At 34.4% G+C, this 25,341-nt stretch carries 24 protein-coding genes and 1 tRNA gene; 13 read left to right on the top strand and 12 right to left on the bottom strand.

The window, feature by feature from the left end; translation table 11 throughout:
- Positions 1-139: 139 nt before the first annotated feature.
- Positions 140-2,935, top strand: coding sequence for an outer membrane beta-barrel protein (locus ACFOOI_RS02585; protein WP_379834710.1), 2,796 nt, complete (start codon positions 140-142; stop codon positions 2,933-2,935).
- 192 nt (positions 2,936-3,127) lie between these two features.
- Here the strand turns inward: ACFOOI_RS02585 and ACFOOI_RS02590 are convergent.
- The 4 genes from ACFOOI_RS02590 to ACFOOI_RS02605 form a co-directional block, all read right to left on the bottom strand.
- Positions 3,128-3,201, bottom strand: a tRNA-Arg gene (locus tag ACFOOI_RS02590).
- Positions 3,202-3,259: 58 nt separating this feature from the next.
- Positions 3,260-3,565, bottom strand: a complete 306-nt coding sequence (gene nuoK / locus ACFOOI_RS02595; RefSeq protein ID WP_379834712.1) for an NADH-quinone oxidoreductase subunit NuoK — start codon at positions 3,563-3,565, stop codon at positions 3,260-3,262.
- Positions 3,558-4,076, bottom strand: coding sequence for an NADH-quinone oxidoreductase subunit J family protein (locus ACFOOI_RS02600; RefSeq protein ID WP_379834714.1), 519 nt, complete (start codon positions 4,074-4,076; stop codon positions 3,558-3,560). The genes nuoK and ACFOOI_RS02600 overlap by 8 nt, the downstream gene beginning before the upstream one ends.
- Entirely contained in the window at positions 4,076-5,587 is a 1,512-nt protein-coding gene (locus tag ACFOOI_RS02605) for a 4Fe-4S dicluster domain-containing protein (protein ID WP_379834716.1), read from the bottom strand. The genes ACFOOI_RS02600 and ACFOOI_RS02605 overlap by 1 nt, the downstream gene beginning before the upstream one ends.
- Before the next feature lie 78 nt (positions 5,588-5,665).
- On the opposite strand from ACFOOI_RS02605, the gene ACFOOI_RS02610 reads away from it, so the two are divergent.
- Together ACFOOI_RS02610 and ACFOOI_RS02615 are read left to right on the top strand one after the other, a co-directional pair.
- Positions 5,666-7,264, top strand: coding sequence for an NAD(P)/FAD-dependent oxidoreductase (locus ACFOOI_RS02610; RefSeq protein WP_379834718.1), 1,599 nt, complete (start codon positions 5,666-5,668; stop codon positions 7,262-7,264).
- A gap of 195 nt (positions 7,265-7,459) precedes the next feature.
- A complete protein-coding gene (locus ACFOOI_RS02615; RefSeq protein ID WP_379834720.1) occupies positions 7,460-8,083 on the top strand; it encodes an NUDIX hydrolase in 624 nt (207 codons plus the stop codon).
- Here ACFOOI_RS02615 and ACFOOI_RS02620 read toward each other — a convergent pair.
- Entirely contained in the window at positions 8,080-8,910 is an 831-nt protein-coding gene (locus ACFOOI_RS02620; protein WP_379834722.1) for a serine hydrolase, read from the bottom strand. The genes ACFOOI_RS02615 and ACFOOI_RS02620 overlap by 4 nt on opposite strands.
- 177 nt (positions 8,911-9,087) lie before the next feature.
- Here ACFOOI_RS02620 and ACFOOI_RS02625 point away from each other — a divergent pair, with 177 nt between their 5' ends.
- The 4 genes from ACFOOI_RS02625 to ACFOOI_RS02640 all read left to right on the top strand — a co-directional run bounded on the left by ACFOOI_RS02625 (position 9,088) and on the right by ACFOOI_RS02640 (position 13,109).
- Positions 9,088-10,038: a formylglycine-generating enzyme family protein gene (locus ACFOOI_RS02625; protein WP_379834724.1), complete on the top strand. Its 951-nt coding sequence runs from the start codon at positions 9,088-9,090 to the stop codon at positions 10,036-10,038.
- Positions 10,039-10,359: 321 nt separating this feature from the next.
- Positions 10,360-11,655, top strand: coding sequence for a Gfo/Idh/MocA family protein (locus ACFOOI_RS02630; RefSeq protein WP_379834726.1), 1,296 nt, complete (start codon positions 10,360-10,362; stop codon positions 11,653-11,655).
- 67 nt (positions 11,656-11,722) lie between these two features.
- Positions 11,723-12,418 (top strand): hypothetical protein, encoded by a 696-nt coding sequence (locus tag ACFOOI_RS02635; protein WP_379834728.1) that lies wholly within the window; start codon positions 11,723-11,725, stop codon positions 12,416-12,418.
- Positions 12,411-13,109, top strand: coding sequence for a lysoplasmalogenase family protein (locus tag ACFOOI_RS02640; RefSeq protein WP_379834730.1), 699 nt, complete (start codon positions 12,411-12,413; stop codon positions 13,107-13,109). Before ACFOOI_RS02635 ends, ACFOOI_RS02640 begins: the two co-directional genes overlap by 8 nt.
- Here the strand turns inward: ACFOOI_RS02640 and ACFOOI_RS02645 are convergent.
- The 3 genes from ACFOOI_RS02645 to tsaE are packed head-to-tail and all read right to left on the bottom strand — an operon-like array spanning position 13,106 to position 15,150.
- A complete protein-coding gene (locus ACFOOI_RS02645; protein ID WP_379834732.1) occupies positions 13,106-13,510 on the bottom strand; it encodes a hypothetical protein in 405 nt (134 codons plus the stop codon). The genes ACFOOI_RS02640 and ACFOOI_RS02645 overlap by 4 nt on opposite strands.
- Positions 13,511-13,523: 13 nt before the next feature.
- Complete coding sequence (locus tag ACFOOI_RS02650; RefSeq protein WP_379834734.1) at positions 13,524-14,741, bottom strand: alanine dehydrogenase; 1,218 nt, start codon at positions 14,739-14,741, stop codon at positions 13,524-13,526.
- Position 14,742: 1 nt separating this feature from the next.
- Positions 14,743-15,150, bottom strand: a complete 408-nt coding sequence (tsaE, locus tag ACFOOI_RS02655) for a tRNA (adenosine(37)-N6)-threonylcarbamoyltransferase complex ATPase subunit type 1 TsaE (protein WP_379834736.1) — start codon at positions 15,148-15,150, stop codon at positions 14,743-14,745.
- Between the two features lie 295 nt (positions 15,151-15,445).
- On the opposite strand from tsaE, the gene ACFOOI_RS02660 reads away from it, so the two are divergent.
- Positions 15,446-17,296 carry a peptidoglycan D,D-transpeptidase FtsI family protein gene (locus ACFOOI_RS02660; RefSeq protein WP_379834738.1) on the top strand — a complete coding sequence of 617 codons (1,851 nt, stop codon included), beginning with the start codon at positions 15,446-15,448 and terminating at the stop codon, positions 17,294-17,296.
- Positions 17,296-18,570 (top strand): rod shape-determining protein RodA, encoded by a 1,275-nt coding sequence (gene rodA / locus ACFOOI_RS02665; RefSeq protein WP_379834740.1) that lies wholly within the window; start codon positions 17,296-17,298, stop codon positions 18,568-18,570. Before ACFOOI_RS02660 ends, rodA begins: the two co-directional genes overlap by 1 nt.
- Here rodA and ACFOOI_RS02670 read toward each other — a convergent pair.
- The 3 genes from ACFOOI_RS02670 to ACFOOI_RS02680 all read right to left on the bottom strand — a co-directional run bounded on the left by ACFOOI_RS02670 (position 18,567) and on the right by ACFOOI_RS02680 (position 20,234).
- Positions 18,567-19,283 (bottom strand): alpha/beta fold hydrolase, encoded by a 717-nt coding sequence (locus tag ACFOOI_RS02670; RefSeq protein WP_379834742.1) that lies wholly within the window; start codon positions 19,281-19,283, stop codon positions 18,567-18,569. The two genes, rodA and ACFOOI_RS02670, sit on opposite strands and share 4 nt — an antisense overlap.
- Positions 19,284-19,285: 2 nt before the next feature.
- Entirely contained in the window at positions 19,286-19,780 is a 495-nt protein-coding gene (locus ACFOOI_RS02675) for a hypothetical protein (protein ID WP_379834744.1), read from the bottom strand.
- 97 nt (positions 19,781-19,877) lie between these two features.
- On the bottom strand, positions 19,878-20,234 hold the full coding sequence (locus ACFOOI_RS02680) for a hypothetical protein (RefSeq protein WP_379834746.1): 357 nt from the start codon (positions 20,232-20,234) through the stop codon (positions 19,878-19,880).
- A gap of 218 nt (positions 20,235-20,452) precedes the next feature.
- Here ACFOOI_RS02680 and ACFOOI_RS02685 point away from each other — a divergent pair, with 218 nt between their 5' ends.
- The 3 genes from ACFOOI_RS02685 to ACFOOI_RS02695 are packed head-to-tail and all read left to right on the top strand — an operon-like array spanning position 20,453 to position 22,820.
- The gene (locus ACFOOI_RS02685) at positions 20,453-21,226 is read left to right on the top strand and encodes an FkbM family methyltransferase (protein ID WP_379834748.1); all 774 of its coding nucleotides are present in this window, start codon (positions 20,453-20,455) and stop codon (positions 21,224-21,226) included.
- Positions 21,223-22,044, top strand: a complete 822-nt coding sequence (locus ACFOOI_RS02690) for a hypothetical protein (protein ID WP_379834750.1) — start codon at positions 21,223-21,225, stop codon at positions 22,042-22,044. Before ACFOOI_RS02685 ends, ACFOOI_RS02690 begins: the two co-directional genes overlap by 4 nt.
- Positions 22,041-22,820: a DUF268 domain-containing protein gene (locus tag ACFOOI_RS02695; RefSeq protein WP_379834752.1), complete on the top strand. Its 780-nt coding sequence runs from the start codon at positions 22,041-22,043 to the stop codon at positions 22,818-22,820. Before ACFOOI_RS02690 ends, ACFOOI_RS02695 begins: the two co-directional genes overlap by 4 nt.
- On the opposite strand, the gene ACFOOI_RS02700 is transcribed toward ACFOOI_RS02695, so the two are convergent.
- Positions 22,806-24,311, bottom strand: a complete 1,506-nt coding sequence (locus tag ACFOOI_RS02700) for an oligosaccharide flippase family protein (protein WP_379834754.1) — start codon at positions 24,309-24,311, stop codon at positions 22,806-22,808. The genes ACFOOI_RS02695 and ACFOOI_RS02700 overlap by 15 nt on opposite strands.
- Before the next feature lie 88 nt (positions 24,312-24,399).
- Here ACFOOI_RS02700 and ACFOOI_RS02705 point away from each other — a divergent pair, with 88 nt between their 5' ends.
- Positions 24,400-25,287, top strand: coding sequence for a glycosyltransferase (locus tag ACFOOI_RS02705; RefSeq protein ID WP_379834756.1), 888 nt, complete (start codon positions 24,400-24,402; stop codon positions 25,285-25,287).
- The last annotated feature ends 54 nt before the right edge of the window (positions 25,288-25,341 follow it).

The raw sequence follows: 25,341 nt of genomic DNA on the forward strand, positions 1-25,341 counted from the left end.
AAAAATACCTTCAATTTTTTAAAAAAATAGGACTTTTCGTCTACAGAATATCCATACATATCGCTAACAAAGTCTTTGTTGTGTTTTTAGATTAAACCTTCCAGTTTTTTAGCGGTCAAACCAAGAAAAATATACCAATTTGAAAAATTTTATATTTACGTTCTGCCTCCTTCTGCCAATTGTAGCCTTTGGTCAGTTTAATCTAAAAATTAAAATTGTAGACGATGCTGAAAAAACCGGAATTCCATCCGTGTCTTATAAGTTATTTTCTGTCGAAACCTCAAAGTCTGTAAATGCTGGTTTTTCTAGTATTGATGGTGATATAAGTGTTTCGAATTTGTCAGCAGGAGCATATACACTTTCTTTTACTTCTGTCGGGTACGATTCACTTAGTTTAAAGATAAAAATTGACCAAGCAAGTTTAGACCTTGGAACAGTAAGCATGAAGCCTTCTTTGAGACTTATGCGAGAGGTAGAGGTGCGAGCAAATGCAGACCGAGTAACCATGAAAGGCGATACTACACAGTTTAACGCGGATGCATACAAAGTAAATCCAGATGCCACTGCGGATGATTTAATTCGTAAAATGCCAACCTTAACCGTAGAAAATGGAGTAGTAAAAGCTCAAGGTGAAAACGTAAAACGTGTATTAATAGACGGAAAGGAGTTTTTTGGAACAGATCCAAGTTTGGCACTTAAAAATTTACCAGCCGAAATCATTCAAAAAATCGAAGTATTTGACAGGCTTTCTGATCAAGCTCAACTTTCGGGTTTTGACGATGGCAATTCGGAGAAAACCATCAATATTGTAACCAAGTCAGGAAAAACCAACGGTGAATTTGGCAAACTATACGCCGGAATGGGCACAAACGATAGATATGCGGCTGGGGGCAATGTCAACAATTTTAAAGGAGAAAGAAAAATTTCATTGATTGGAATTTCGAATAATATAAATCAACAGAACTTTGGTTCGGAAGATCTTTTGGGGGCACTCGGCTCTGGAAGTTCACAGCGAGGTGGCGGAGGTGGCCGTTCAGGCGGTGGTGGTAGACCTCAAGGAGGTGGAAATTCTACCGACCCAAGTAACTTTATGGTTTCTAGTCAAGGTGGAATCACTAAAACCAGTGCATTAGGTTTTAACTATATAGATAAGTGGTCAGAAAAACTGCAAGTGTCGGTATCTTATTTTTTCAATAAAATGAATAACTACTCGCAAGACTCTTCAATGAGAACCACATTTACGGGTGTAAATTCAGAGCAATATTATGGCGAAAATAGTTTCCAAAGCAATACCAACTACAATCACAGAATAAATTCGCGGTTTACATACGAAATTGACAAAAACAACAGCATCATTTTTAGTCCAAATATAAGTTTACAAGGAAATACCAAAGCCACAAATTTGGCAGGTATAACTAGCCTAGATACTTCGGATACATTAAATACAATAGACTCTGACCAAGCTTCTAAAAAAAATGGTTACAACCTTTCGGGTAACCTAAGTTTTAGACATAGATTTGAGAAAAGAGGACGTTCGTTTTCAATAGGAGTGGGCGTTAACAATCTATCTAACTTAGGTAGTGGTAGTTTGGTCTCTAAAAATCAGACTTTCTTGCCAACGCTTAGAAGTAGTTTAGTAGACCAAATAAGTGCTGATACAACTATTAATACTGGTTATAATGTAAAAGTGGATTACAACGAGCCCATTAGCGAAAACAGTGTTTTGAACTTTAGTTATACAGGGAATTTTAGTTTTAATAAAGCCGAAAAACAAACTTTGGCTTATGATAAAGTCACCGCTGATTATGATATTTTAAATACGGTTCTAAGTAATTCATTTTTAAATAACTACAACACAAATGCTGCGGGTATTGGGTATAGGTTTTCTAAAGACAGAAAGTACTTTATTACAGCAAATTTGAACTTTCAAAATGCTGAATTAGACTCTAAGCAGACTTTTCCAATAGAAAATATTATAAATAGGTCATTCTTTAATGTGCTACCATTCGTAAGTTTTAACTATAGGCCCTCTAGAAACAAGAGTCTTAGGTTAATTTATAGGTCTTCTTCGCGAGCTCCTTCTATTAATCAACTACAAAACGTAGTGAATAATACCAATCCGATTCAATTGTCAACTGGAAATCCTGATTTGGATCAATCAGTTTCAAACTTAATTACGGTAAGGTTTAATAATACCAATACCGAAAAAGGAAGTAGCTTCTTTACTTTTTTTAGTTCTGAATTGGTTCAAAACAATATCTCTACTTCGATTTTTACAGCAAGTAAAGATTCTATTTTTAGAGGAATATTATTGGCCAAGGGATCTCAATTAAGCCTTCCTAATAACTACGGAAACACGCTTTCGTTAAGAACACTCAGTACGTATGGTTTTCCAGCTAAAATCATTAAATCTAATATTAACTTAAGTGGCGGTTATACTTATACACAAACGCCGACTTTAATAAACGGCATTGAAAATTTATCAAGAAACAATAGTCTTACCTCAGGTATAGTTTTAGGAAGTAATATTTCAAAAAACGTAGACTTTACAGTCTCATATACTGGATCTTATAATATTGTAAAAAATACTGTTAATCAGAACTTAAACAATAATTACTACAGCCAATTGGTAAGTTTAAAATTGAACTTGCTTACTCCCAAAGGTCTGTTATTAAACACAGAGGGAGTCAACACTGTATTTAATAGTATCGGCAGTGATTTTGATCAGGTGTATACGTTAGTAAACTTGAGTTTGGGACAAAAATTTATGAAGAATCAGCGTGCTGAAATTAAGGTTACAGCGTTTGATATCTTTAAACAAAATAAGAGCATTAGCAGGGTCATAAATGCGAGTTATATAGAAGATACCAGGTCGCTTGTGTTGACGAGGTATTTCCTTGCTACGTTTACCTATAATATTAGAAATTTCAGATAAAAGAGATAATCTCTTTTTAAAATAGAGATTCATGAAAAATTAAATGAGTTGACAGTGGTGACCATGTTGCCACTGTTTTTTTATGTGGGATTGGGCAATATGTTATTCTTTAAACTTTGTGAAGTTATGTACTTTTCAAAAATATAAGGCATAAAAAAAGGAATCACATTTCTGCAACTCCTTTGTTTTTTGTGACCGTGTAGGGATTCAAACCCCAAACCTTCTCATCCGTAGTGAGACGCTCTATTCAGTTGAGCTACACAGCCATTCCGTATTGGAATGCAAAGGTAATGCCCTGTTTTTTAATTTCAAAACATTAAGCAATTAATTTTTTAAACTTGTTAACTCGTCTGGATTTACACTTTGGTAATGCTCCCTGATTTTCAATATGATAGCTAACGCAACGGCTATTTCAGCAGCTGCAATTAACATAATAAAAATAGAAAAAACTTGCCCTTGCTCCGGTACTGAGTCAAATTTACTAAATGCCACAAAGTTAATATTTACTGCATTTAGCATTAGTTCGGCTCCCATGAGCATCAAAACCAAGTTTTTTTTGGTAACTACCACCGCAAAGCCAATTGAAAACAAGCACGCGGCTAAAACGATATATGATTGTAAATTATTCATCTTTTTTAGCAATATAAGTGGCACCTATTAAAGCCATTAATAATAAAACACCCACTAACTCTAAAGCCAATACGGAGTCCGTCATGAGGTTGAAGCCCATATTTTTTATATGTTGCTCAGGTTTGAGATTGTGCGTGTCAAATATCAAAGGACTTACTAGAAATATCACTAAAAAACTGAGTAAAAACACGAGCAATATAGTAAGCCAAATATCTGAGTTCTCTATTTTGAGATGATCCTTATCCTTTGTTTTTTGGCTACTTAACATTATTCCAAAAATTAGCAACACCAAAATTCCACCAATGTAAATCATGATTTGAGCTGCTGCTACAAACTCAGCACCACCGAATACAAATATGCCCGCTACACCCAAAAGGCTCACCAAGAGACCATAGGCGGCAAATAATACATTTTTAGAAAATAAAACATACAAAGCACCACCGAGAGTAACTGCGAAAAATAAGCCAAATACTATATTCTGAATATCGATATTCTTTATTGTTTCTAGCATTAAGACTTAGGTTTTAGTTTAGGTACAAACTTGGCTTTTGGAGCACTTTCGGCTTCATTCATATTAGACCCTTCAGTTTTCTGTTCCTCTACTTTTGGTTTAAGTTTTGGCACAAAAGCTTTTGGTTTTGCTTGAGCTACATCTTCTGTAGTTTCAATCTCATGTTTAGGTTTTAATTTTGGAACAAATGCCTTAACCGGCTCGTTGATTTTTTCAGTTACAGCCTCATTATTTTCTGTATCTACTTTAGCTTCAGTAATTTCAGAATCCTTTTTAGGTTTTAATTTTGGAACAAATGCCTTAACCGGCTCGTTGATTTTTTCAGTTACAGCCTCATTATTTTCTGTATCTACTTTAGCTTCAGTAATTTCAGAATCCTTTTTAGGTTTTAGTTTTGGCACAAATGCTTTAACTGGTTCTCTTATATTTTCAGCAGAAACCTCTGTAGTTTTAGGTTTTATTTTTGGAACAAACGCTGGAGCTTTTGCTACTTCAGGTTCACTGTTTTCAGTGACCATTTTTGGCTTTAAAGTAGGCTGAAATGCAGGTTTCGAAGCCGATTCCGTAGATATTCCTGCTTCGGTATTATTTGTAGCGTTACTCGGCTTTATTTTCGGCATAAATGCCTTTTTCGTTTCAATGGTATCTTCTGAAGGTGCTTCAGTCTTTGGTTTAATAGTAGGCTTAAATACAGGTTTAGCCTCTGACTGTATTTCCGCAATGACTGGTTTTATTTTTGGACTAAAACTAGGTTTAACCTCAGGGCTTGATTTTATAAGTTGTGGCTTGCTTTTTGGGACAAATGCTGGCTTGGCTGTTTCAATCTTTTCTGTTTCAACTGCGGCATTTTCGCTTGGAGGCGTAGCAGGAGCCATTTTAGGTTTAAAACTAGGTTTGAAGCCTACTTTTGGACTAACTTCTGTTTCTGGTTTGGGTGTGCTCGCTTTCAATTGCTTTGCTGCTTCCTTTTCTGCCACAAACTGTTCGTATAATTCCTTTTTCTCAGTAATTTCTTCTTCGCTCAGGTTTGAGAACGCAAAGTTTAACTGTGTAATATCCAAAACTGCGTAGTCGTAATTTGAATCCATGGTAAGGCATTCTGTCGGACAAACCGTTGTACAGAGCCCACAGAAGCAACATTTGGCCATGTCAATGTCAAACTTTGCTGCATAAAGTCTAACTGGCGAACCGTCTGATGTGGTCCTAATTAACTCCGACGACTTCACGGCTTCTATTTCAATACAGTCTACAGGGCAAATTTTCGCACATTTATCACAAACAATGCAATCGTCTATTTCGCAGTCTAATTGATACCTGCCGTGGTCGGGAACTGTAATTTCCTGATGGGGATATTGTAAGGTGACATTTCCTGTACTGAGCTCAAAATAAGCATCTTCCGAAAGGTTTAAGTGACCTTTTGAAACTCTGGCTTGCCACAAATGCTTGAGTGTTAAACTCATGCCTTTTATGGTAGTTTTAATGCCTTTGCCTATATTTGAAAAATATGTCATACTGCAAATATAATTGTCAATTAAATCAATTTCATTAGTTTTGCCCAAAATTAAAGGATAAAAACCTTTCTAAGTTTTATGATAAAAAATATCACCCTTTCATTAGGTCCCGAAATAGCACTAAACTCTATAGATTTAGTAGCTTATGTTAGAAAAGAACTTAAGGTATCACCTGAAAGTTCAATCGAAATATTTAAAAAAAAACAATCTATTGATGCTCGGAAACCTAGCATAAAGGTAAACATGGAACTCGATGTTTATATAGACGAGCCCATTCCTGACAATAAAATAGAAGTTTACATTTATCCTAACGTTGCCAAAAGCAAACAAGCAATAGTGGTAGGAGCAGGGCCAGCAGGGCTTTTTGCTGCTTTGCGATTAATAGAACTAGGCGTAAAACCCATAGTGATAGAACGTGGAAAAGACGTAAGAAGTCGCCGAAGAGACATAGCGGCTATCAATAAAGCCCAAATTGTTAATCCAGAATCTAACTATTGTTTTGGCGAAGGTGGAGCAGGAACCTATTCCGACGGTAAATTATATACGCGGTCAAAAAAACGAGGGGATATTCGTAGAATTCTAGAGATATTGGTTGCACATGGGGCCACGGAAGAGATTTTAGTGGATGCCCATCCGCACATCGGAACTAATAAATTGCCAACTGTAGTAGCAGAACTTAGAGAACGAATATTAGCATCAGGAGGGGAGATTCTTTTTGATACCAAAGTTGTTGACTTTGTTCTAAAAGAAGAAGAAATTATCGGTGTAAGAACTGCTGATGAAAAAGAGATTTTAGGTGAAGGTGTTATTCTGGCAACTGGGCATTCTGCAAGAGATGTTTTTGAACTTTTACACAAAAGAAATATTAAAATAGAGCCCAAGCCTTTCGCTATGGGAGTTCGTATTGAGCATTCTCAAGCCTTCGTAGATGCCTGTCAATATCACAAAGCCGACCGTGGATTACTGCCAGCTGCATCCTATGCATTGGTGGCTCAAACTTATTTTAAGGGCATTCAGCGAGGAGTGTTTAGTTTTTGTATGTGCCCTGGTGGGTTTATTGTGCCCTCGTCAACCGAACAAAAAGAATTGGTAGTAAATGGTATGTCGCCATCGCGTCGAGATTCTAAATTTGCTAATTCGGGTGTGGTGGTCGCCATTAATCCAGTAGACTGGAAAGATTTCGAGCACTTTGGAGATTTGGCGGCACTTGAATATCAAAAACATATAGAACAAACCGCATACAACAAAGTGATGGAAAAACTCGCTTTGGATACCGAAAAAGAGTTTACCCAAGTTATGCCTGCTCAGCGAGTTTCTGATTTTTTAAAACATCGAGTTTCCAAAAGCTTAAACGAAACTTCCTATCAGCCAGGCTTAGTTTCAATGGATTTCTTTGATGTACTGCCTCCTAATATTGCAAATCCTTTGGCTGAGGCACTTCAGGTTTTTGGAAAAAAAATGAGAAAATATGACAGTGATGGTGGCCAAATGATTGGTATTGAAAGCAGGACTTCCTCACCTGTAAGAATTCCAAGAGAAAAAGAGACCTTTGAACATGTTAGTACCAAAAGGCTATACCCATGTGGTGAAGGAGCGGGCTATGCTGGAGGAATAGTTTCCGCCGCTATGGATGGCGAAAGGTGTGCTGAAGCTTTGGTGGCAAAATACTTAAACTAGGTATTTTTAGTAAGGTATTGTTTTTTTAAGTATCTCATTATCAGGTATTTTGTGGTTTAGTTTGGTTTAGTAGTATATTATTATTTCCTTTAAAAATGTTAGTTTTTATTTTGATTTTCAAAAAAATTAAAGTAAAACAATTAACTAAAAATGAAGTTTTAATCATATATTTATTAAAAAATAGCAAACTAAAACGTGGTATTCGATTCATTCATCTCAAAAGCTAGGCAAAAGCTAACACTTCCTTTGCCGGGCCACGAGGCTCACAAAAAATTAATTCACAAAGAGCGTTTTTTGTTTAAAAACTCTCCTGATAGTTCCACGCGTGAGAGTGCCGTTCTTTTACTGTTATATCCCTCTAGTGATATTGTTCAAATCCCACTAATATTAAGGCCGATGTATGATGGGCAGCATGGAGGCCAAATGGCTCTACCTGGAGGAAAAAAAGAGTATACAGATGAGAACTTGGAACGAACGGCCCTCAGAGAAACCCAAGAAGAAATTGGAATAAAAGCTCTGGACATTAAAGTTATTGGTGAGCTTACGGAGGTTTTTATACCGGTGAGTAATTTTATTGTCAAGCCCTATGTAGGATTTATCGACTACAAACCTCAATTTTTTCCCGATCAAAAAGAAGTGGATAGGATTTATGAACTTGAAATTCTTGATTTTTTTAATGATAACAACCTCGGATACAAAACCGTAACCGCAGGAGGAAAACAAATAGAAGTTCCGGGTTTCGAAATCGCCAACAGCTATATTTGGGGTGCCACAGCATTAATCATGAACGAATTTAAAGAAGCTATTCTCCAAGCTTAATTTTTTGTATAAAATTCAGTGTAAATCATTTTTGATATTTCACTTAGTATATCTACTCCTTTTTCTACATCCTTCAAGTTTTTTGACAATACTATCAATACGTAACTTCGCCCGTCAGGCAAAAAAACAATGCCAGAATCATGCTGCACGCCGGTTATAGAGCCAGTTTTATGTGCAATTTTCAGGTTTTTAGGTAGTTTTGCTGGAATAATCTCATTAAATTTTTGGTCTGCTAAAATCCCTATCATTTTATCATAATCTAAATCACCGATTTCTTTATTTGCCAAAGCTTTAAATATCAGCATTAAATCATGTGCTGTGGTGGTGTTGTTTAAACCCAGATCAAATGCTTTTGTATCTTCTACGCCTCTTCTTACTTGTATATCCATTGCTCCTAAATCTCTCATGCTTTGGGTTACTTTTTTAGGGTCTACGATGTCTATTAAAATATTTGTGGCGAGGTTACTACTTACCGTTATCATTTGATAAACTAAGTCATAAACACTCATTTTTATTCCGATTTTCTTATAAATCACATCATCGCTATCACTGCCTATGTCCATTTTGTATGGGCTTTTGTCTACTATGCTTCTAAACTCGTTTTTAATAAGAATAGAATCTTCTAATTTTAGATTTCCTTCTTTTATTTGCTTGAAAACCTCAATCATTACGGGAGTTTTCATAGTACTAGCTGCATGGAATTCGTTTTTGTCATGTATGCCAAAAGTGGTTTTGGTATTTAAATCATAAAACGAAAAGGCAAAATCCCCTTCTTGAGCATTTATTAAATTTGAAATTTTGTTTTTTAGATTGTCATTTTTTGGCATAGTTTGTCCGTTTAAAAATAGTGTTGAAGTTAAAAAAAATATGAATATTGTTAACTTGTATTGTGTCATTTTGACAGTTTTTAATTTTTTTTATAAATATTTAATAAAGCTTGTTATTTCAAAAATAATCAATGTAAATTTAAGAATAGTTATAAATACTATTGCCCTTTATACGCCATGTTAAAATTAGTTGCATTATGTTTTATTTGCATTTTGTTATTGAACTCTACTCAAAACTTTGAACCATATGTACAAAAAATACCCAATACCTCTGAAGAAATTTCTCTTGTCCCAATAAAAGGAGGAGCATTTAAAGTAGGTAGCCCAGAAACTGAAAAGTATAGGAAGTCTAACGAAGGTCCTCAGAAGACCATTCAAATAAGCGATTTTTGGATGTCAAAATTCGAGATTACTTGGGATACATATTTGGTTTTTCAGAATAAAGAACTTGAAACCGAAAAGACACTTGGTGTAGATGCCATAGCAAGACCTACAAAACCTTATGTAGAGATGTCTTTTGGGCAGGGTAAAAATGGCGGTTTCCCAGTTTGTAATGTCACACAATATGCAGCACGTGCCTACTGCAAGTGGCTTTATGAAAAAACTGGAGTTTTTTATAGGTTACCTACAGAATTAGAGTGGGAGTATGCCGCAAAGGCAGGGTCTCAATCAGCTTATTTTTTTGGAGAAAACTTAGATGATTTAAAAGACTACGCGTGGTATTTTGTAAACTCAGATGGAACTTACAAAAAAGTTGGTCAAAAAAAACCAAACAGTTGGGGGCTTTATGATATGTATGGCAATGTGGCTGAATGGACTTCGGATCAGTACGTTGCTGATTATTACTCAGGGTTAGTTGAAAACCAAAAGGACCCGAATGTTCCATCAAAAACACTTTATCCGCATACTATAAAAGGTGGGCATTGGGACGATGATGCCGATATGCTAAGGAGTGCTTCGCGTGTAGCTTCTACTCCAAAGTTAAAACAGCGAGATCCCCAAATTCCCAGGTCAAAGTGGTGGTTAACAGATGCTCCTTTTTTAGGATTTAGAATAGTGAGGCCGGTTATAATTCCGAGTAAATCAGAGATTGACCAATACTATGCAGCTCCTCCAATAGATAATTAGATACATATATAATCACTTGAAATTCATTTGTTTGTTAATATAAGTTTTTTAAAATATTTGTTTTGGGAGAATTTATGGTATGTTTTATTTAAATATTGTTTATTTTTATTTTGTAATAGGAATTTAGTGTAGTTTTCCGATTTGGTATTTAATGTTTTTGAATATTTTCGATATGATACCAATGCCGTTTAAAAACAAAAATAATAGATATGATTTCCGAAATTAAAAAATGTCTAAATTGTGTTTATTAGATGTTTTTGAAAATGTCAAATGTTTGTTTTTAAATAATCAAACAACCTTATTTAAACCAACCTTATAATTATGAAGAGAAGAAGTTTTATTCAAAAGACCGCGTTGATTTCTGGAAGTGCTTTGGCTGTAGCACCTAATATTTCTTCTGCATTTTATGCAGGTTCTGATAAAATCAAAATAGCCCTCATTGGCTGTGGTGGTAGAGGCACGGGAGCGGCATTTCAAGCATTGTCTGTAAAAGAGAATGTTGAACTAGTAGCTATGGCCGATGCTTTTTCTGATAGGATAGATTCCTGCTATTCTTCTCTAACAAATGATAAAAATCCAGCTATTAAGGCTAGAGTGAAAGTGCCAAAAGAAAATATGTTTGTGGGTTTTGATGGATATAAAAAAGCCATCGCCTTTGCAGATGTAGTTTTACTTACTACTCCGCCTGGCTTTAGACCCATTCACTTTGAAGAGGCCGTTAGGCAAAGTAAGCATGTATTTATGGAAAAGCCTGTGGCTACAGACGCTCCAGGTATACGAAGAGTGCTAGATGCTGCCGAAGAATCAAAAAAGAAAAACCTTAAAGTGGTGGTGGGTTTACAACGACATTACCAAAAATCGTATCTAGAAACCTACGACAGAGTTGTGACTCAAAAACAAATTGGCGATATAGTTTCGGCAAGGTGCTATTGGAATAACGACGGTGTTTGGGTAAAGAAACGTGAAAGTCAAATGACCGAAATGGAATATCAGATGAGAAACTGGTATTATTTTGTTTGGCTCTGTGGCGACCATATTTGTGAGCAACACATTCACAACATAGATGTTATTAACTGGTTTAAAGGTAGCCATCCTGTGGAAGCTATCGGAATGGGTGGAAGAGAAATAAGGAAAGGGAAAGAATTTGGGGAGATATTTGACCATCATTATGTGGAGTTTCAATACGGTGACGGTATGATTCTCAATAGCCAATGTAGGCATCAGCCGGGTACGGTGTCTAATGTTTCCGAGCATTTAGTCGGTACAAAAGGTAGAGCAACTGAAGGCAAAATATTTGACTTGTCAGGAAATCAGATTTGGAGATATAGAGACAAAGACGATAAAAACCCGTATCAAGTTGAGCACGATGTGTTATTTGATTGTATAAATAATAATAAACCTGTAAATGATGCAGAACTGGGAGCCACAGCAACTATGACTGCTATAATGGGAAGAATGGCGACTTATTCAGGGCAAAAAATAACATGGGAGCAAGCTATGGCTTCGAATGTAAATTTGGCACCGGATTCATTTACATGGGACACACTACCTAAAAATTTGCCAGATAGCAATGGCGAATACTATATTCCTAAACCTGGCAAAGACAAAGGCATATAATATTTTTTTTACCACTATTGATGAAACACCCTTTATAAAATGAATTATTTACTGGCAAAAAAAATAAATGAAAAGAATATTTTTATTCTTAATAGTAGTATTCGGACTTTTGGGCATTAGCCACGCGTATACAAACGATACCCAATTTCCGAAGTTCTACTTAGTGCTTTTTATACCAATGCTTACACTTTATTATTTTTTAAATGTAAAGTCAGAGTTGAAAATTAGTAAGCATAAGTGGGTATTTATAGCATTGGGTTTACTTTACATCTCGGATTTGTTAAGTTTAAACAAGCTCCTTGAATTTCAAGAATTAAAAAACGGAATACAAGTAGTCATAAATTTCGCGGTGGTCGTTATTTATATTTACATATTTAGGCTAGAAGGTGCACGTATGATTCAAGAAAATGTTAGAGATTCATTGAAAATATTTATTCCTTTCGTGTTAATCTTTATTCTTTGCGGATTTATATTAGTCGATGAAAGTAGCCTTGCATTTTATTTATTATTCACTATTTCGTCTATTAGCTCATTGTTGTTAATCATATTGGTGTTATTTAGGCCAGTTCAAAGCTATTCCTATTTTTCCGGGATATTGGGTGTAATTTTCATGTTTTTAGGGAATTTATTCTATATTTTCTATTACTTTAAGCTTAATAAGCCATTTTATTTTGTTTTGGCTCTATCTTTATATTTGTTTTCGCAAATTTTTATCTTTGAAAGTTTTGCTTCAAGCAAAATGAAATCACTAAATAATGAATAAAAAGAGTATAGTCTTCATATCCATTTTAATGCTACTAGAGATAGTGGTATATTATGTGTTTGGAGCCTCTTGGAATCTTTATTTAAAATTGCTTCCTTCTATATTCTTGTTTTTCTTTTATTTTCAACATGTCAAAGGAAATCTACAATTAATAGATAAATTTTTATTGTGTGCATTGGTTGCTAATATTTTGGGAGAGATAGCCTATGTGTTTAAAGGTAATGAGCTTGTCTTTCTTTTTATTTTGCTCTTTTATCTTGTTGAGCATCAGTTGTATATAATAATATTAAGAAAACAAAATGGCATAAATCAGTCATTGATAAATGAATCTTTTGTAAAAAAGGGTTGGCCTTATTTAGCGATTTCTTTTTTGTTTTTCGGGTTAATATTGATGAACAATGTTCCCGATATATACTTCGCATTAATAATATTATATGTAGTTCAATTTGCTGTTTTGGGAGCAATTTCCTTGCAATTGCGAAATCAACTCCCGGGCAAATTGTTCATCATAATTGGTGTGGCTATAAACGCACTTTCTGATGGCCTGACATCATGGGAGATGTTTGTTTTTCCTTTTACTGGCGACTATGTTCTAATAAGAATCACCTACGTGTCAGCCAAATATTTAATAGCCTACGGAATTTACCAAAATAGAAATCTTTTAGTGGCAACTGTTGAAGAAGAAGATTAATCTATAGGGAAAGGTAAAAAAACAAATCCTGCAAACCCTCCATCTATTACAAAAAGACAGCAGTATTCATCTGCATTTCTATAGTTTTCTTTGAATAATTCGATTGATTCTTCGCCTATCATGGTTCTTGTTACAAATTCTTCCAGATAAGAGGCGTTGTAGTTATATATTGAATTTAAATCGCCTTGTTGAAAAAGCGGTGCACCTATCTCTATCTTTTGGGTAGATACTACAAAAATTGGGCACTCAGAAAACTCTCTTTTTCTGATCTGATAAGAGGCCTCTTTGAGGTGGTCGCTTACTTTTACAAAATCTGAAGATACTTTTCCCATTAAGGCTTTGTCTATCTCTGGCGAGTTAGCATCATCCATTATGGTATTTTCGTTACTATGATTTATCATTTTTTATATAAGTTTAAAATCTGGCCGACAAAATTAAGCCTAAATCCTTGTATTTTAAATTGTATTTCTTTGCAAGATTCAAATTTGTCATCGAACCTTTGTGACAGATAACCCCTTTCATAAACCATTTGTTGTGGTACATCATTTCGGTTACACCCCCTAATCCTTCAGTTTTGATTAAAAAAGGAGCAAAAATGTTACTTAAGGCAATACTCGCTGTGTGGGCAAAGCGAGACGCAATATTCGGTACACAATAATGAATTATATCATGTTTTAAAAATATCGGTTCTTTGTGGCTCGTCATCCTTGAGGTTTCAAAACACCCACCTTGATCTATCGAGACATCAATTATTACAGAGTTTGGTTTCATTAAAGATACCATTTCTTCGGTGACCACCATCGGAGCTAAGCCTATGTCACTTCTCAAAGCTCCAATTACGACATCTGCATCTTCCAGAGCTTTTTTTAGGTTTTCCGAATCTATTATTGAAGTCGAGATTCTACTGCCAACCATATATTGGAGGCGTTGAAGTCTATATAATTGCCTATCAAAAACCTTCACTTCTGCTCCTTGTCCTATGGCTGTTCTTACCGCAAATTCGCCAACTGTGCCCGCACCCAAAACCACCACTTTGGTAGGTGGCACACCTGTAATACCTCCTAGTAGCATGCCCTTCCCTAAATGGTAACTGCTCAAATATTCGGCTGCAATAAGCAAAACGGCACTTCCTGCAATCTCACTCATAGCCCTTATGATGGGCATTTGACCTACTTTGTCTTCAATATATTCAAAAGCCAAGGCTGTAATGTTTTTAGAAAGCAGCTTTCTGAAGTAATCAACATTAAGACTCGTAATATTTAAGGTAGAAATGAGTGTAGAATTTGGGGATAAAATATCAAACTCTTCTTCTATCAAAGGCTCGATTTTTAAAACAATATCGTTTTCAAAAACTTCTTTGTGAGAATACACAATTTTGGCTCCCGCTTCTGCATAAGCCTTATCACTAAAATTTGATTTATCGCCCGCTCCAGATTCAATACTCACTTGCAAGCCATTTTTGGTTAGCAAAGAAACCGCTTCCGGCGTTAATGCTATTCTATTTTCTTGAAGAGAAAGTTCTTTTGGAAGTCCTATCGAAATTGATTTCTCGTCTTTTCTAATTGCAAAAGGGGACTCTTTCGGAGCTATAGCTGTATTTTTGGTGAGTTCTTTTATAGTTTCAGATGCCATTTTAAGATAGGTTAATAGCTATATTTCGCGTATTGTTTTCTGTATGTTCGATCTTGATTTTTAGTATTTCATTTGGCAGCAAAGGTTCTATTATTTCGGGCCATTCTATGAAACAGTATTTGCCAGAATCTAAATATTCTTCAATTCCAAAATCCATGGCTTCGTATACTGATTTTAATCTATAACAGTCAAAATGATACACTGAGTCGCCATATTCGTTTACAATTGAAAAAGTAGGGCTTTGCACCTCGTCTGTATACCCAAGTGCCTTAAGCGTAGCTTTAATAAAGGTGGTTTTACCTGCTCCGAGATTACCCTCAAAAGTCCAGATTTTCACATCTGCATATTTTTCCAATAGTGCTTTTACTATTTCTGGATATTTACTTTCGCTAATATTATTAAATTCCAAAAGCTTTTTTTCTTACAAATTTAGATATTTTTTATCTTAAAAACCTTAATTTTAAGTTATTCAAACGTACTTTTCTTTTAGACATTATTCTTTTGGGTTAGAAATATATTTGAATTTTATAAGTAAAAAAAATCAGTTTTACGAAAAAGTGCAAAGCCATGTTTGTCAATGCAGTAGCTTCGCTAAATTCAATTTTTTAAGCTATAAGTTCAATTAATATTTTTTATCGATAAACCCATAAATAGTAGAATAATATTTCGGAAATTTGTATTGTTTTTTACTCCCAAACGAAAAAATGCAAGAAAACCGTAAACAAGCTATTTTATTCTTTTTTTATATAATAGGGGCTATCTATTTATTAAGGTTATTTTACCTGCAAGTATTAGATCCCAAATATCATTCTATAGGTGCTTTAAACTCTATTCGAAGAGAAGTTAAAGTGCCGCTTAGGGGTCAAATCTATGACAGATTTGATAATTTGATAGTGGCAAATGAAGAGGTTTACGATGTTTATGTAATTCCAAAAAACGTAAGAAATATAGATACATTAGGTTTTTGTAAGCTATTTAACATTACAAGGGGTTATTTTGATAGCACTATGCAAGTTGCCACGCAATATTCTAAAAATAGAGCCTCCTTGTTTTTAAGACAACTTACTAAAGAAGAGTATGCATCTGTGGCTGATGCCATGATTCAATACCCAGGTTTTTTATTCGAACAGTCATTTTTTAGAACATATCCTGGTAACACCATGGCCAATTCGCTTGGTTATATTGGCGAGATTCCATCCAAACAGTTTGAAGAACAAGAAGAGGAATATTACAGAAAAGGAGACTACATCGGTTTGTCTGGTTTGGAGAAATTTTATGAAAATGAACTAAGGGGAATCAGAGGAGTTAAGTTTACTTTGATGAACGTAAAAATGGAAGACAAAGGCTCCTACAACGAAGGTAAATATGATACTTTATCAGTTATTGGGAAAAACCTTTACACTACAATTGATCTTAAGCTTCAACAATTAGCCGATACCTTATTTACAGGAAAAGTAGGTTCTGTTGTGGCCATAGAGCCTTCAACGGGAGAAATACTCGCTATAGGCTCTTATCCAACCTACGATCCTGCGATGTTGTCAGGCAAGGAGTTTTCAGTTAACTACAGACAATTAAGCAGAAACCCGGATAGGCCATTAAACAATAGAGCAATTTCTTCATTTTACAGACCGGGTTCTACTTTTAAATTGGTGCAAGCGGCCATTGGCCTAGACATGGGAGTTATTAACCCCAAAACCTCATTTGTGGGTGCACCTACTATGTTTAAATACCATAGTGGAGTTTTCGAAGCCTCAAATTTATATACCGCAATTCAGCTTTCGAGTAACCCTTATTTTTATAATGTTTTCAGGAAAATAATTGGAAACAATAATGAGACAAATCCATATATGTCTGCACGTGTAGGTTTAGAAAAATGGCACGACGAGGCGTTTAAGTTTGGTTTTGGCAGAAGACTCGGGATAGACCTTCCGAGTGAAACTAAAGGAGTGTTGCCCGACGTAGAACGTTATGATAAGGTTTATGGTAAAATGCAGTGGAAGTTTTCGAATATTTACTCTTTAAGTATTGGCGAAGGTGAGTATGGAGTTAATGTACTAAAATTAGCAAATTTGGCAGCAGTAATTGCAAATCGAGGTTATTGGCGAACCCCGCATTTAGTCAAGTATTTGGGAATTCAAAAAGAGACCAATAAGTATTTAAAAGTAGAAACCGTAAAAACAGGTATAGCTGCAAAGCATTTTGAGGAAATTATTCAAGGGATGTCAAATGTAGTAAAAGCGGGTACAGGTAGGTTAGCACAAGTAGAAGGTATTGAGGTTTGTGGTAAAACGGGCACCTCTCAAAACAAAAAGGGAAAAGATCACTCCATATTTATAGCTTTAGCTCCAAGATATAATCCTAAAATAGCGATAGCCGTTGTGGTTGAAAATGGAGGTTTTGGTGGAGTGGCTTCTGGCCCAATTGCAGGCCTTTTGATTGAGCAATACCTTAAAAAGACAGTTACTCGAAGAGCTATGATAGAGTCCGTGAAAAATACACGACATGCTTCGGTAGCGACAATTAATTATAAAAAATCAGCAGAAAATAAAGACTAATGGCAAGAGATATAGATATTAAGGAAGGGATTGATTGGCCTACTATTTGGATTTACATTGCCCTATTGGGTATGGGCTTAGCTAATGTTTATGCCGCCGTATATAATGTAGATAACCCAAAGTCAATATTTTCATTGGATCATAATGCCGGTAGACAAATATTGTTTATGGCCGTAGCTTTTTTGTTAATCATGGTCATTTTGTTTGTTGATTTTAAGGTTTACGATACTTTTGCCTATATTTTTTATGGGTTATGGATAGTAGTTCTAATTGCTACAATATTTTTAGGAAGTGACATCAAAGGCTCAAAGTCTTGGATAAAGTTTGGTTCCTTTTCGCTTCAGCCCGCTGAGTTTGCTAAGACATTTACAGTAATGGCCTTGGCCAAATTTTTGAGTACGCAAGGTGTTAATGTTTCAAAACTTAAATATGCCCTGCAAGCTGCGGCTCTTATTTTTGTGCCACCTATTATCATTATTCTACAAAAAGAAACCGGGTCTGCTTTGACTTTTGCTGCCCTTATAATTGTTCTTTATAGAGAAGGTCTTCCGGGAATTTATCCCGCTTTAATGATCACGTTTATTATTCTTTTGATACTGGCCCTGGTTTTCCCTAACTGGGCAGTGGTAATGGGTTTGGCTTTAGCTGCTGTTTTATTTTGGTATTTGATATTAAAAAGATATGAACGAACCACGCAAAACCTGCAACGGATGATCGGCTTCTTTCTGGTTTTTGCAAGTTTTGTGTTGACGGTAGATTTCATTATCAATAACGTATTGCAACCCCACCAACAAAAACGTATTAAGGTGTTAGTGAATCCTGAAATTGACCCTAGGGGTGCCGCATGGAATGTTACCCAGTCTAAGATTGCAATTGGTTCTGGAGGTTTTTCAGGAAAAGGCTATTTAAACGGGACTCAAACTAAGTTTGATTTTGTACCTGAGCAAAGTACCGATTTTATTTTCTGTACAGTAGGCGAGGAGTGGGGTTTTATAGGCAGTTTGGTTGTGATAGGCATGTTCTTGATTTTACTCACGCGAATACTGAGTTTGGCAGAAAAACAAAAATCCAAATTTGCTCGAATTTACGGCTATGGCGTTGCCTCTATAATCTTTTTCCACTTATTGGTTAATATCGGAATGACCATAGGCTTAATGCCTGTTATCGGTATTCCTTTGCCCTTTATAAGCTCAGGTGGCTCTTCTCTTATTTCGTTTACAATGTTACTATTTGTATTTTTAAAACTTGATGCTCACAGAAGTTACAAGGTTTAAATACTCGCTAAGTAATTATTAATGAATTCGGCACAAACCTGTGGACTTTCATACATACCTGCGTGCGAAACATTAGGCAGTGCCAAAATATGAGGATGTTGAAGCAGCAAACTTTGGTTTAAAGCGTCTTTGTAGTTTACGAAAGTATCTAAGGTCCCAATTATTTGGAAAACAGGGTATGGTAACTGTTTTAAAGTTTCTTCATGGCTTTTACGACTTTTCATTGCCAAAGTCGCGGCTAAAAGTGCCTCATTCGGTATTTTTGAGAAAAGTTGAATATTAGCCTCAATCAACTCCGTATTTTTCTTTTGAAAATCCTCATTAAACATGTTTGGGTAAAAGTGCTTAATGAACAGGTTGGTATCATGTTTTATTAAAAATTGAATGGTTTTATCTCTGTTCTCTTTTTTTTCATCACTATCTGCTGATGCGGTAGAATGAAACAAACCAAGGCCAACGGCCATTTCTGGATATTTTGCACAAAACTCTAGGGCTATATAGCCACCCATGGAGTGCCCAATTAATACTACATTTGACAGTTTTTCCTTTTCGCAATATTTGTGAAGCCACTCTGCATATTCTTCGATACTAAAGCAAGCCTTAGAAGTAGAAAAATCGGGGCAAAAGTAGCGGTGTTTTGGATCTAATAGCGGAATGAAGTGACTCCAGACTATTTTTGATTCACCAAAGCCATGTATAAGTAAAATATCCATAATTATTTAAAAATGTTTTTTAGGCGGTTTCGTCTCATGTATTTTTTTAAACCTAAATATAGGAATATAACAGAAGCTAATCCGAATAAAATCACCAATTGTGTAATGTGCAAAAATGAAAGCAAAATTGCGATGACAAGGAATACAATACCAATTTTTACTCCGTCATTAAATACCGAATTTCTCTTTTTTCTCTTTTTCTTTTTTTTAGAGGGCTTTTCCTTCTGAAAATTTGACTTTTTTTCTAAAATAGTCGCTTTATTTTCTTCTATATTCTTAATGTTTTTGAAATCGATAATTCCTGTTTTCTTATTGGATTCATTAAAATTAGATGATCCTTCTTCTGTAGAAGCAGAAAGTTGGGTTGTCTCTATTTCATCGAAAAAGAGCTCACTTTTTTGCTCTGTTACATTTAAATCATCAAAGGCATTAATTGAAGGAATGGGCTTTTTAGTTTGCGTAAAGTTTTTACGTGAGCTAGCCTGAAAGCCTCCCATTTTTTTATGGCAAGAGCTAAATATTAGGAACGATAAAAATAGGATTAGAATACGGTTGGGCATGTTTTGATACTTTTTTTGAATGGTATAAGTACGCTTATTCTTTGGTTCTATTGTCTTTGACTATTAAAAAAAAGTCATTGTCGAGCTCCAAATAGCCAAAATCATAAACAAACCTGTAGGTGCTACCTTTTTGAGTGGTTCTGATATGGGTGATTTGGTTAAAGTCAAAGTTTTTATCCATCAATGTTTTTCTTACGGTTTTGGCTTTTTCTTCTTTGCAAAGTTCATTTAGAATCCTCCTATTCCTTTTCAATATATTATTGATATTACGAATCAGGTTATTGCTTTGTGCTTTAAGTTTATTGTTGTGGTTATTTCTGCAAAGGTCTGAGCAATACTTTTTATCTTGCCTTCCTAAGATTATATTTCCACATTCGGGGCAGTTTTTCATTGTGGTTTAGGGGTTTTGGTTTTTGTCTTAAAGTTGCAAAAAAATATAAGCATTTCAAATTTTAACAATTTAAAACCTAAAAATGAATTTGGTAGTAATATTTAATTTCGTAAAAGGTAATGGTTTTGTAGTAGTAATATTCTAATTTTATAACTTTGTTTTACCTCTTAATTTCTTTCAATTAAGTAAGCGGACATATTTTCCATAATATTTATTTCATGCTCGATAGTTTAATAAACGGACTTTTTCAAAAAATATACGGCAAGAAAAGTTTTCAGCCCTTATTTCGTAAATTATATAGTTTTTCGTTGAAAGGACTAAATTATGGAATAGTTGGAAGTGGCGAAACTCAGACGATGGCGTACGTCAAGTCAAAGCTACAAGGAATCACCAATCCTGTACTTTTTGATGTAGGTGCTAACATAGGTGAATATACTCAAAACTTAGTAAACGTTTTTGGTCCAAATTGCCAAGTATTTGCTTTTGAACCCGCAAAGCTGACCTTTGAGATTTTGGTAAAAAATATAAAAAATCAGAATGTAAGCTTAGAAAACATTGGTCTGGGCTCAAAAAATGAGCAGATAAAATTCTTTTCGGACCCAAATGGAAATACACTAGGATCTGCAGTAAATAGAGATATAAAAGGAATAGAGAACAAGGTAGAGGTAGTTGAAATTCAGACTTTAGATTCTTTTTGTGAAAATAATCAAATATCGAAAATTGATTTTCTAAAAATAGATGTAGAAGGATTTGAAACCGAAGTTTTATTAGGGGCAAAGGAGATGCTCAAAAATAACAAAATGAACTTTATTCAATTTGAATTCGGCGGTACACAAATACCCGTTCGCATATTCGTGAAAGATTTCTTTGAATTACTAAATCAAGATTTTATCATTTACAGAATATTGGCCGATGGACTTGAGTTGATTTCTGAATATAATGAGCGTCTGGAGATATTTTCTTATTCTAATTTTTTAGCTGAAAGACGTTGAGTAAAAAAGTAAAAATAAGTGTGGTGCCTTTTGGTGGGCTTGGAAACAGAATGAGGGTGCTTAATTCTGCATTTTATTTAAGTAAAGATATAAATGCAGAAACCACACTAGTTTGGTTAAAAAAGGCAGAACTTAACGCTGATTTTTTTAGAATTTTTGAACATGCATCTTTTGATTTTAAACTGTTAAGAGGCTTCCGGTATAAAGTATTCCTGAAATTCGTAAAGCATATTTATATTAATCAATATCCTAAATTGTATAGATTCATATTGGGTATTTTTTTTGATAAAATACTATTTGATTCTGATGTTCAAAGTCTTTCTTCCGAAACTTTAATAGAGCAAATATCCTCATCAAAAAGTGTTTTAATAGCTACTTGCTATGAATTTTATCCATTTTCAGGTTTTGATAATTTTAAATTAAATAAGGAGTTAGAAGCTAAAATAACTTCCTTTCAGATTCCCGAAGGAAGCATTGGCGTTCACATCAGAAGAACGGATCATGTAGATATAATTAAAGAAAGTTCGCTTGATAACTATCATGTAGAGATGCGGAAGTGTATAGCTGAGAATCAAAACGTGAAATTTTATTTGGCCACTGATGATGCAGTAGTTAAGGCTGAATTTCTTAATATTTATAAATCCAGAATTATCACGCAAGATGCACCTTTAAACCGTGATTCAGAAGCTGGTATTTTTGGTGGAATAGTGGATATTTATAATTTGGCTAGGTGTTATAAGATAATTTGTAATGTAAAGAGTAGTTTTGCGGTCACAGCAAAATTAATTGGTAAAGAAAAAGAATTAATTAACGTATGAGTAAAATATTAAAGTTTGTTTTGGCGTATTTTGGGTTTTACCCAAGTCAACTTACAGGGAATCTTAAAGGAGCTCCCGGTTTTTTTAAAGATTTAAGAAAGATTAAAGGCACGTTTTCTGCTAAATATCCAAATTGGAAGTTTAAGTATTATCCAATTTTACTAGATAAACAAGATCAAAGTGGAAAAGCTCGTGGACAATATTTTTATCAAGATCTTTATGTAGCAAATCTGATTTTTAAAGCCAACCCGCACAGACATGTTGATATTGGTTCTCGAATAGATGGTTTTATAGCTCACGTGGCAAGTTTTAGGGCTGTAGAGGTTTTTGATATTAGGCCTTTGCCGGAGAATATTCAAAATGTATCTTTTGTTCAAGCCGATTTAATGAATCCAATCGAATCTTTGAAAGAATGTACAGATTCCCTTTCTTGTTTACACACGATTGAGCATTTTGGCTTAGGTAGATATAATGACCCAATAGACATAGACGGCCATTTAAAAGGCCTAGAAAGTATGTATCAATTGCTTAAAAAAGATGGCATATTCTACTTTTCAACGCAAATCGGTCCTGACACATTAGCATTTAATGCTCACCGAATTTTCAGTATATCTTATTTACTTGAGCTATTTAAAAACAAATACGAGATTTTGACTTTTTCATACATTGACGATTCAGATAAACTACATGTTGATGCCACTTTAAGCGATGAACTCATCAAATCAAATGGTGGTTGTAAAATGGGATGTGGGATTTTTGTATTAAGAAAGCTTTAATACTTTCTTAAGGAAAACAAAGCTTTGGTTTATTATTTGGTTTAAGTCAAGCGATATTTTTAATTTGTAAATTACCACCATATACAAAATTCCCGTTACTAGCGATTTGTATACAATAGTTACTGCAGAACCTATAAAGCCATCTGAAACTCGAGGTAAATATATGCCAATATAAGTGCATATAAGGCCTGTTAATAAGATCCAAACTATTTTAATGCTATAAGGATGTATTTTGAAAAGTTTATAAATCAGTAGATTTCGTATACTGTTATAATAAAAGGTTGCAATTAATGCCGCCAAACCTGCTCCAATTAATCCATAGATAGGAATCAACAAGTGATTTAGTAAAAACAAGAAGCCTATAAAAGTCAAAACTATAAATGAATCTATTTTGTAATATTTAGAATAAACCAAAATCAAGGAATTAATTCCAGATGCCAAGTCATATAGCTTTGCTATTCCAATTATTAAAATAATGTATTTTCCGGCACTGTATTCTGGTTTTATGAAAGAAAGCAGATCGTCAATGTTTATCCAAACTACAGCTAACAATATTGTACCAAATACCAATTGGGTTAAGCTACTTTTTAAAAATATTGTTCTGACTTTTTCTAAATCATTTACCGCCATGGCATCTAAAACAATCGACGTTGAGGCTTTTAGATTTACATTATAAGATATTGTCATTACGCTTCCAAAAAGCAAACAGAAGTTATAAACGGCGATGTTTTTTAATCCCAAATATTCGTAAACAAATAAGCTATCGAGTTTAGTGATAACGATAGAGGATAAGCCCGTAACAATGCTATAACCCGCAAAGCGGAAAAACTCAGTTAAGAATTTAGATTTAAATAAATAGTCAGAATAGTTTAATGAGAAATTGCCTAATCTGATTATGTGAATAAACATAAAAACCGTGGGTAGTGCCAAGGCCAATGTCCAGAGAATTACCAGGTTTTCGAAATTGTAAAATCCTAATATAAAGAATAATACAGCAAGGAATATCAAAAACCTTTGAAGAAATTGACTCAGGAAATTGCCCATTACTGTATCGTATAGGCCTTTGGCGTAGTTGTCAAAAATATTAAATAAGGCTATGGATATAGTGACAGGGAATATGTAATAATAGTATTTTTCAAACAAGACATTGCCGCCTACTGCACTACTCAAAATTTGATCTTTGAACAAAAACATGATGACAAAAACCAGCGATGAACCAATACTTAAAAAGAGTAGTCCACTAAAAAGATATCCGTTATGGCTTTTTTTAGCATCTCTAAAAAGGTCGAAAAACTTGGTGCCGGCACTGTTAAATCCCAAATTTGCGATGAATATGAAAATCATGGCCCAGTTGAAAATCATGGCAAACAATCCAGCTTCTTGGGTTTCTAAGTATTTGGTAAAAAGAATAGCTTGAGTAAGAATGCCTACAAAAACACCAACATAAGAAAATATCGTGCCTAATATAGTTTGTCTTTTTATGATACTCATAAATATTTCCTTTTGTTAAATATAGCTCTTAGTGCTTTGCTTAAGCCTTTTAATTTGATAATTTTGAAAACATTTAAACACTCGAGATTTGTTAGCCCCAATATTAGTTTTTGCCTATAACCGCCCCGATCACTTAAAACAAACTATAGCGTCTTTGTTAAAAAATCCGTTGGCCAAGTCGTCGGTATTGTATGCTTTTTCAGATGGTGCAAAAACAGATTTTGAAATCGAAAAAATAAACGAGGTTCGAGATTATCTACGCAAAGTTAGTGGGTTTGCTGATATAATTTTGGAATTTTCGGAAGAAAATAAAGGACTGGCCAAGTCCGTAATAGAAGGTGTAAGCAAGGTTATTAATTTACATGATAAAGTGATTGTGTTGGAAGATGACCTTTTGGTAAGTGCCGACTTTTTAACTTTTATGAATAATGCCTTAGATTTTTATCAAAATGAAAAAAAGGTTGGATCAGTTTCAGGATATTCTTTTGGTTTGGAGTTACACAATCTTGAACATTCTTATTTTTTTACGAAAAGAGCATCTTCTTGGGGATGGGGAACATGGAAAAATAGATGGAAAGAGGTAGATTGGGATATGAGTGGTTATAATAAATTTGTAAAAAACAAAAAGGAAATTTATGAGTTTAAAATTGGTGGAGAGGATCTTTGGGCAATGATTCAAAAACAGAAAAAAGGGTTAATAAATTCCTGGGCAATTAGATGGACTTTTTATCACTTTTTAAATAAAAGGTACTGTGTTGTACCTAAATATTCTAAAGTTAAAAATATTGGAACAGATGGGTCTGGTACAAATTTTAAAACTAGAACCAAAAGGTATGATACTGATTTGTTTTTAGGAATTCCACCTTTTATAGATGTTGTTAATCAGGATAATAAAACAGAAGAGTTTTTCCGAAAAACATTTAAAACTAGCTATTTCAGAAAAGTTATTAATTTTTTAAGATACGGTATTAAATAAGATGTGATTGAAATTTATCTTACACTTTTTTTATTTATTTTTGCAGCAAATAAG

Origin of the sequence: Lacihabitans lacunae (genome assembly GCF_042649125.1) — a bacterium.
In the GTDB taxonomy this organism is placed as follows: Bacteria; Bacteroidota; Bacteroidia; order Cytophagales; family Spirosomataceae; genus Leadbetterella; species Leadbetterella lacunae.

What these genes read in the sequence shown, in the direction of transcription:
- nuoK (WP_379834712.1), bottom strand. Translation starts at nt 3,565, where the DNA reads ATGAATAATTTACAATCATATATCGTTTTAGCCGCGTGCTTGTTTTCA.
- ACFOOI_RS02600 (WP_379834714.1), bottom strand. Translation starts at nt 4,076, where the DNA reads ATGCTAGAAACAATAAAGAATATCGATATTCAGAATATAGTATTTGGC.
- ACFOOI_RS02605 (WP_379834716.1), bottom strand. Translation starts at nt 5,587, where the DNA reads ATGACATATTTTTCAAATATAGGCAAAGGCATTAAAACTACCATAAAA.
- ACFOOI_RS02610 (WP_379834718.1), top strand. Translation starts at nt 5,666, where the DNA reads ATGATAAAAAATATCACCCTTTCATTAGGTCCCGAAATAGCACTAAAC.
- ACFOOI_RS02620 (WP_379834722.1), bottom strand. Translation starts at nt 8,910, where the DNA reads ATGCCAAAAAATGACAATCTAAAAAACAAAATTTCAAATTTAATAAAT.
- ACFOOI_RS02625 (WP_379834724.1), top strand. Translation starts at nt 9,088, where the DNA reads ATGTTAAAATTAGTTGCATTATGTTTTATTTGCATTTTGTTATTGAAC.
- ACFOOI_RS02630 (WP_379834726.1), top strand. Translation starts at nt 10,360, where the DNA reads ATGAAGAGAAGAAGTTTTATTCAAAAGACCGCGTTGATTTCTGGAAGT.
- ACFOOI_RS02635 (WP_379834728.1), top strand. Translation starts at nt 11,723, where the DNA reads ATGAAAAGAATATTTTTATTCTTAATAGTAGTATTCGGACTTTTGGGC.
- ACFOOI_RS02640 (WP_379834730.1), top strand. Translation starts at nt 12,411, where the DNA reads ATGAATAAAAAGAGTATAGTCTTCATATCCATTTTAATGCTACTAGAG.
- ACFOOI_RS02645 (WP_379834732.1), bottom strand. Translation starts at nt 13,510, where the DNA reads ATGATAAATCATAGTAACGAAAATACCATAATGGATGATGCTAACTCG.
- ACFOOI_RS02650 (WP_379834734.1), bottom strand. Translation starts at nt 14,741, where the DNA reads ATGGCATCTGAAACTATAAAAGAACTCACCAAAAATACAGCTATAGCT.
- ACFOOI_RS02660 (WP_379834738.1), top strand. Translation starts at nt 15,446, where the DNA reads ATGCAAGAAAACCGTAAACAAGCTATTTTATTCTTTTTTTATATAATA.
- rodA (WP_379834740.1), top strand. Translation starts at nt 17,296, where the DNA reads ATGGCAAGAGATATAGATATTAAGGAAGGGATTGATTGGCCTACTATT.
- ACFOOI_RS02670 (WP_379834742.1), bottom strand. Translation starts at nt 19,283, where the DNA reads ATGGATATTTTACTTATACATGGCTTTGGTGAATCAAAAATAGTCTGG.
- ACFOOI_RS02675 (WP_379834744.1), bottom strand. Translation starts at nt 19,780, where the DNA reads ATGGGAGGCTTTCAGGCTAGCTCACGTAAAAACTTTACGCAAACTAAA.
- ACFOOI_RS02680 (WP_379834746.1), bottom strand. Translation starts at nt 20,234, where the DNA reads ATGAAAAACTGCCCCGAATGTGGAAATATAATCTTAGGAAGGCAAGAT.
- ACFOOI_RS02685 (WP_379834748.1), top strand. Translation starts at nt 20,453, where the DNA reads ATGCTCGATAGTTTAATAAACGGACTTTTTCAAAAAATATACGGCAAG.
- ACFOOI_RS02695 (WP_379834752.1), top strand. Translation starts at nt 22,041, where the DNA reads ATGAGTAAAATATTAAAGTTTGTTTTGGCGTATTTTGGGTTTTACCCA.
- ACFOOI_RS02700 (WP_379834754.1), bottom strand. Translation starts at nt 24,311, where the DNA reads ATGAGTATCATAAAAAGACAAACTATATTAGGCACGATATTTTCTTAT.